Annotated in this window: 2 protein-coding genes; both read left to right on the top strand. The window is 38.9% G+C overall.

All coding sequences use genetic code 11. The annotated features are described in order from the left end of the window. The first annotated feature begins 224 nt into the window (after window positions 1-224). Complete coding sequence (locus tag F0226_RS22225; protein ID WP_171737669.1) at window positions 225-1,406, top strand: hypothetical protein; 1,182 nt, start codon at window positions 225-227, stop codon at window positions 1,404-1,406. A gap of 137 nt (window positions 1,407-1,543) precedes the next feature. Next, a complete protein-coding gene (locus F0226_RS22220) occupies window positions 1,544-2,086 on the top strand; it encodes a HEPN domain-containing protein (protein ID WP_171737668.1) in 543 nt (180 codons plus the stop codon). Window positions 2,087-2,369 lie beyond the last annotated feature (283 nt).

The raw sequence follows: 2,369 nt of genomic DNA, 5'->3' as shown, positions 1-2,369 counted from the left end.
ATATTTACCTCCCTAAAAGTGTATTGAACGCTACTGATTGGAAGCTAATTTCGGAACATCGTACATAACAAGCAATTCAAGCAGACTGTCAACGCTTGGCATTTTCAGCTTGTTTTAGCTTCAGTGATTTCGGTGTTAAATTTGAGTGTATTGGTAGCGTTGTCAGCTACTTAATTGGGCGTTATATTTTTCATGTAATTCGTCACTTATAAATAGGAAGTAGCATGGCTAGAAGTGAAACAATAATTAGTGTCTTTGTAGCGTCCCCGGGTGATGTGAGTGATGAAAGATCTGCTTTAGAGTCGATTATCTCAGAGTTAAACCGAACTTGGAGTCGAAGTTTAAATTTGCGATTGGAACTAGTGAAGTGGGAAACTGATATACATCCTGGATTTGGCAAATACCCTCAAGATGTCATCAATCAGCAGTTGAATGATGAATATGACATTTTTATCGCTTTGTTTTGGAGTAAGGTCGGTTCTCCGACAGATATTGCTGAATCTGGCACTATCGAAGAGTTCGAGCGGGCTTATCAGAAATATAAAAATGATCCAAGCTCTCTAGACATTATGGTCTATTTCAAAGATCAAGCTATACCTCCCTCTAAAATGGATTTCGCTCAATTGCAAAAGCTTCAATCACTCAAAGAGCAAATGGGTGAAAAAGGCGGTTTGTATTGGACCTTTGATAGTACAGAAGATTTTGAGAATCTTCTTAGGGGGCATTTAAGCCGAGTTGCACAATCATGGTCTAAGAAACTATCCGTCAAAGACTCACCTGAGCAAATGGGTGAGTCTAAAACGGTTGAGGGCTTTAACGATGAAAGTGAGGACTATGGGCTGTTTGATTACATAGATATCTATGAAGACCGAATGGCTGATATGACTTCAGCATTAGAATTAATGACTGATGCAACGAATAAGATCGGAGTGCAATTCAATCGTCGTACAGCAGAAGTATCAAAGTTAACTTCAGCAAATACAGATGGTTCTTATGACCAAAGAGAAGCACGAAAAATTATAAAGCTAACAAGTGATGACCTCACTCGATACTCTGAGATTCTTAACTCTCAAGTCGCTATTGCTACGTCATCAAGAACAGAAGCATTTGATGCACTTAGTAAAGGTATATCAATTTCAATTGAGTTATCTGGGAATGAAGAGGGACTTGATGAACTCAAGCAAAACTTGAGAGAAATGCTTAAATCTGCAGCAACGGCAAAAGGTGGACTTTCAGGATTTAGGGAAAGCGTCGCTAATTTGCCGAAGTTAACTGTTCAAATTAACAAAGCTAAACGCAGTGTCATTGCTTCATTGGACAGTGTTTTGGATGAGATAAGAAAAACTATACAGTCTGCTAGCGACGTTCTGGATACAATTCAAAACATCGAGAAAGAAAAAATATAACAAACAATTTAAGAGTGACTCCTAACGCTTGCCGATTTTACTCCGGTTTGAAATTTGTGTTTACGGCGTAATGGGTTAGCTCGGTTTTTATAGCGTTGTCGCACCTTAATTGGGCGTTATATGAATAAGGAGGATATATGTATATGTCTCAAGCAAGAAAGGAATTTGAGTTAGCACTTTCAGATTCAGAAGAGTTAATAGCCTGTTATGACTCGATGAATCACTGTGATAGTGGTATGCGTCCACCAGAGGTGCTAAAACGAGCAACTTTGATCATGACTTTGACTGCTTGGGAGACGTATGTTGAAGATATAGCTTCCGAATTAATTAATGCTAAATATGGCATGGTTATGGGTTCTCAGGTTGGCAGCATAATAACAGGGCGATTGCATGATCATCTTAAAGTTTTCAATAATCCAGACTCTAAGAAAACTAAGGATCTATTCCAAGAATTTTTCGGTATAGACGTTACTGAAAGTTGGGTTTGGGGTAACTTTCACACAGCAAAAGATTCAAGAACTGCGTTAAACTCTTGGCTTAGAAAGCGTGGTGAAGCGGTCCATAGAGCACAAATTGATAAACAGTCTTCTCATATAGTGAAGCGTGATGAGCTAGACAAGTGCATACGTTTTTTTCGAGAGTTAGTTGAAGTAACCGATAGGAAACTATTGGCGATATAATTCATATAACAAAGCGTTTAAGACGGATTCCCAACGCTCGGCATTTTTGGTTTGCTTCAGCTTAAGTGTTTACGGCACAATACTTTAAGTGTAGTGGTAGCGTTGCTCACCACTTAACGCGGCGTTATGTGCTTATGAGGAAAGTGATGAAAAGTCGACTATTATTGGCTCTGTCTAGCTTGGTTTTTACTGCTACAGTTTCGGCTGAAGATGTAGCTTTCGATTGCAACAATGCTGTGAATACCCTTCAAATTAATGAGTGCGCATCAATTGAACTAGACTC

This window comes from Vibrio sp. 99-70-13A1, from assembly GCF_013114625.1.
Classification (GTDB): Bacteria; Pseudomonadota; Gammaproteobacteria; order Enterobacterales; family Vibrionaceae; genus Vibrio.
Note: the sequence above shows the minus strand (reverse complement) of the source record. Positions and strands in the feature narration are given on the sequence as shown.